The sequence below is a fragment of the Geobacillus proteiniphilus genome, from assembly GCF_001908025.1.
Classification (GTDB): Bacteria; Bacillota; Bacilli; order Bacillales; family Anoxybacillaceae; genus Geobacillus; species Geobacillus proteiniphilus.
This window is the reverse complement of sequence record NZ_MQMG01000093.1, coordinates 1-3987: the sequence shown is the minus strand read 5'-3', so window position 1 is coordinate 3987 and position 3987 is coordinate 1. Positions and strand designations below refer to the sequence as shown.

The following is a 3987-nucleotide window of genomic DNA, read 5'->3' as shown; positions in this document are numbered from 1 at the left end:
TTTCCAAAAGCAGGGATCGGAACTGCTGTTTCACATCATTGCCGATTGTTATGAACGAAAAAGTGTCATCGTGACATCGAATTTAGAGTTTGGACAGTGGAATCGAGTGTTTGGGGACAACCGCCTGACGGCAGCGCTGGTGGATCGTTTGGTCCATCACGCCCACATTCTCGCGTTTACGGGAGAGAGCTACCGCTCGGGTTTGGTGCCTGTCACCGCCCGAAATTTGTCGAAATATTGGTAATTGAAAGAGAAAAGGGAGGGTATTACAATGATGGATAAGAACTAATGTTCTGTGATTGGGAGGGATGGATGAGTGACGGTGAAGATTTTAAGCATTGGGTTGAGGGGGTTGGAAGGGTATCGGGTGCAGGTGGAGGTGCAGGAGGTGCCTGGGATTGCGGCTATGGTGATTGTTGGGTTGCCGGATGCGTCGGTGAAAGAGGCAAAGGAACGTGTTCTTGCTTCGCTTTATGCTTTCGGATGCGACTTTTTTGATAAAAGGCTTGTTGTTCATTTGTCTCCGCCGGAGCGGAAAAAGCATAGCCCGATGTTTGATTTGGCGATGGCGATTGGGATTTTGAAGGCAATGGGTAGGCTGACAGCGCCGGTTTCCCCCGATGTAGCGTTTTTAGGTTCGTTATCGTTGGATGGAGCGATTCAGCCGGTGGATGGCATGCTTCCAGCGATATTGGCGGCAAAGAAGCTCGGTTTTCAAAAAGTATACCTTCCGTATGATCCCACACTTCCGCTTCATCATTTGAAAGATCTCGATTGTATCTTTGTTCAGACATTGGAAGAAACGGTGCAATATCTGCAAGGACAACGTGTTCTTTCGTTATTCCCAGCTTTTCGCACTCCTGAAATCATAGACTCCCCGCGAAAGCATCATCGGGATTTTCAATCGATTATTGGCCATCATCAAGCAAAGCGAGCATTGGAGATCGCAGCGGCAGGCGGACATCACGTGTTAATGGTTGGACCACCTGGGTGCGGGAAAAGTTTGTTGGCGGAAACGTTTCCGACGATTTTGCCGAGCCTTTCTCATGATGCGCAGTTAGAGGTGATCAGTTTGTACCAGCTGGCAGGGGAAAAAATCGAGAGCGGCCATCCGCCTTTTCGTCATCCGCATCATTCCGCTTCATCGGTTTCTTTAATTGGCGGGGGAACGCACCCAAAGCCTGGCGAGGTGTCGCTGGCACATCGCGGTGTTTTGTTTCTCGATGAAATGGCGGAATTTGCGAAAAAGACGCTGGATATGCTTCGCCAGCCGTTAGAGACGGGGAAAGTGACGATTAGCCGTATTTCGTCGACGGTGACATATCCCGCGGACTTTATTTTGCTTGGGGCGATGAATCCGTGTCCGTGTGGATATTTAGGCTCAAGAACGCGCTATTGCACATGTAGTCCGAAACAAATTCAAGCGTATCGAAATCGTGTTTCCGGACCGATTTATGAAGCGTTATTATGGTAAATGGATTGACAATGACAGCGGAATGTTGGAAGTGAGTCGATATATTCATCTCAACCCTGTAGAAGCTCATATGGTGCATGCGCCGGAACTTTACCGATGGAGTAGTTTTTATTTGTATATGCATCCCAAATCGCTGCCTCCGAAATTTATGAATATGGATGCATTATTAGATTGCTTTTCAGGAACAAAAACAGAGCGGAAGAAAAAATATGCTGAATTTGTGAGGGGGTGAGGCTGCCTGTCGCTTGTCAGCCATCGAAAGCGCGTGGAAATGGCATCAGCGGAAAGGACGATGATTAGGCCACCCCTTGGTGGGGCGGTTTATTTATAGGCATTTTCTATATACAGCGGTTTCCCTAATGAAATGAGTGCAAGAAAATTCTTTAAGGTGTAAAATATAATTACAATACCGTTTTTAAAAGGGAGAGGAAAGGTATATGGAAGGGAATATGGAAAAGAGACCCTTCAATGTTTATTGTAATTCCATTAGTTTAAGTATGAGTCTTCATGATATTATCCTTAATCTTCAACAGCAATCGCCCGATGAGAATATATACCTCGGAAAGGTTACTATGAGCCCACAACACGCCAAACAATTTGCCTATTTGTTATTGAATTACATTAAGCAGTATGAAGAGATATTCGGTGAAATCCCTTCCCCGCCAAGCGAGGAAAAGATTCAGGAACTTTCGCAATTAGGTATTATTGGTGTGAAGAGTGAGCAATAATGGAAGGTAACAAGATCAATACAGACTACATATTTATAACTGAGGACCCTCTAGGCAGAGAGGTGCGGCTTAAAAGCACAACATGGAATTATCATATTATTGGCGGGGATCATACAAGGGAAGAGTTTATAGGCCAAGAAGATATGGTCAAGAGCGTCATTCAAGATCCTTGTTTTATATTGCCAAATAATCCGGACGATCAGCATGATACAAGACAAAAATATATAGATCTTGTGCAATTGCCTAAGTTTAAGTCGCTAAAGGCATTGGTCGTTATTGTCGACCATGAAGATGAAGCGTATGGTGACGTTGTTACCGTCATCGCCAAAAGCAGGTTAAACCAAGAGATAGGAGGTGCGATTTATGTTCGTCCAAAATTTACAGGAAAACGTTAAATACTCCTATGACTATGATCACGATGTTCTTTATATTTATTTGGGCGAACCAAAAGTGTCGTACGATGACGAAGCAGCTCCTGGTGTGTTTATCCGGCTTTCTGAAGAGGATGAGGTCATTACTGGCATTGTGATTATGGACTACAAGAAGCGGGATATTGAGCGTATAAAGAAGTTTATACCGGTGAATATTAATTTTCATATGATTAACGAACAAATCCATTAGTTTCGGCCGATTTTGCCTCTGGCATGGACTCAACTATATCATCCTTCGCTGCTTTAATGCGGCTGGGGCGCATGAGCCGGGGGCAAAGCGGTTCTATTTTCTAGAGCTTAAGTGCACTGGATGGGAGCCGTATTTGACATAAACATTAGGACTTGATTTTATGCGAATATTTTAGTTATTTTTTGTATATTATGCAAAGGTTGCAAAATATGAGGTGCAACAATTTGATTGAACAATTGAAACAAACGCGCATCATCTCCTCCTGAATGGGTGCGGGGCTGATTTTTTATGCAAAACGAACGCAATCGTTCTGCGCAGCCGCGGAACTTCAAGGCATAAAAAAGATGGCTTGCCAGTTTCGAAAATTCTCTTTTCTGGTTAAGGGTATGGAGAACGAAACAGCGAAGGGAAAAGGTTTTTCCAAGGGATCTCCCCCCTTCCCCGCCATTCGGGTGGGAGGAGGATCAAATGTATTTCACCATCGCCGTTTCATCGCAACAGTCCAGTTTCGGGCAGTTGACACAATCAATCCACACTTTTTCCGGCAGTGTTGATTTGTCTACGATCTCAAACCCGCATTTTCGAAAAAACTCGACTTGGTAAGTAAAGGATATTAACCGCTTCACCCCGAGTCTGGCCGCCTCGTCGGCAATATGGTGGACGAGCAGGCGGCCGATTCCTTTCCCCATATGGTCAGGAGATACGACTAGCGAACGCACTTCCCCGAGATCGTGCCCCAAGATATGCAACCCAGCAGTGCCGACGATTTGGTCGTTTTCCCTGGCGACATACATGCATTGCAAGTGCTGATAGATGGATAGCAGCGAGCGGGGCAGCACCAGCCCTTTTTTCGCATAGTGTTGGATGAGCGCGTGCATTTCTTTGACATCACTCGTGACGGCATGGTCGATTTGCATTTGGATCCCTCGCGTTCAATCGGCAATGTGTGTTTATAAATATACAATATTTTGAGTTTATATTCAACCACAGATTTTCTTTGGCTGGGGGATGTTTCTGCCAAATGCTTTGCGGCAGGAGGAGGAAAAAGAATACCATTGTCGAAAGAATAAAGTGTTTTTTTGAAAGCAGTGGGAATATGCATTGGATGATGGAATATTGGTAAATTTATTGAATCGTATTGAAGTGTGGGGGCTTTTCATGAGG

Annotated in this window: 5 protein-coding genes and 2 pseudogenes; 6 read left to right on the top strand and 1 reads right to left on the bottom strand. The window is 44.9% G+C overall.

The features are described from left to right. The 6 genes and pseudogenes from BRO54_RS18445 to BRO54_RS18420 form a co-directional block, all read left to right on the top strand. Positions 1-244: ATP-binding protein (locus tag BRO54_RS18445; RefSeq protein ID WP_161496668.1), on the top strand; the 244-nt coding region annotated here is incomplete at its 5' end. Positions 245-316: 72 nt separating this feature from the next. Next, positions 317-1465 (top strand): annotated as a pseudogene (locus BRO54_RS18440) (YifB family Mg chelatase-like AAA ATPase); the annotation flags it as partial. After that, positions 1452-1706, top strand: a pseudogene (locus tag BRO54_RS20695) (transposase); the annotation flags it as partial. The pseudogenes BRO54_RS18440 and BRO54_RS20695, both read left to right, overlap by 14 nt. Positions 1707-1911: 205 nt before the next feature. Further along, positions 1912-2202: a DUF3467 domain-containing protein gene (locus tag BRO54_RS18430; protein WP_021321464.1), complete on the top strand. Its 291-nt coding sequence runs from the start codon at positions 1912-1914 to the stop codon at positions 2200-2202. Further along, positions 2202-2597 (top strand): hypothetical protein, encoded by a 396-nt coding sequence (locus BRO54_RS18425; protein ID WP_074044825.1) that lies wholly within the window; start codon positions 2202-2204, stop codon positions 2595-2597. The genes BRO54_RS18430 and BRO54_RS18425 overlap by 1 nt, the downstream gene beginning before the upstream one ends. Next, positions 2566-2823 (top strand): DUF2283 domain-containing protein, encoded by a 258-nt coding sequence (locus tag BRO54_RS18420; protein WP_062899021.1) that lies wholly within the window; start codon positions 2566-2568, stop codon positions 2821-2823. Before BRO54_RS18425 ends, BRO54_RS18420 begins: the two co-directional genes overlap by 32 nt. A gap of 464 nt (positions 2824-3287) precedes the next feature. Here the strand turns inward: BRO54_RS18420 and BRO54_RS18415 are convergent, their stop codons facing one another. Continuing rightward, positions 3288-3740, bottom strand: coding sequence for an N-acetyltransferase (locus BRO54_RS18415; protein WP_074044824.1), 453 nt, complete (start codon positions 3738-3740; stop codon positions 3288-3290). Between the last annotated feature and the right edge of the window lie 247 nt (positions 3741-3987).

Bases quoted from the DNA above. Each gene is read 5' to 3' on its own strand.
- BRO54_RS18430 (WP_021321464.1), top strand. From the start codon at position 1,912: ATGGAAGGGAATATGGAAAAGAGACCCTTCAATGTTTATTGTAATTCC.
- BRO54_RS18420 (WP_062899021.1), top strand. From the start codon at position 2,566: ATGTTCGTCCAAAATTTACAGGAAAACGTTAAATACTCCTATGACTAT.
- BRO54_RS18425 (WP_074044825.1), top strand. From the start codon at position 2,202: ATGGAAGGTAACAAGATCAATACAGACTACATATTTATAACTGAGGAC.
- BRO54_RS18415 (WP_074044824.1), bottom strand. From the start codon at position 3,740: ATGCAAATCGACCATGCCGTCACGAGTGATGTCAAAGAAATGCACGCG.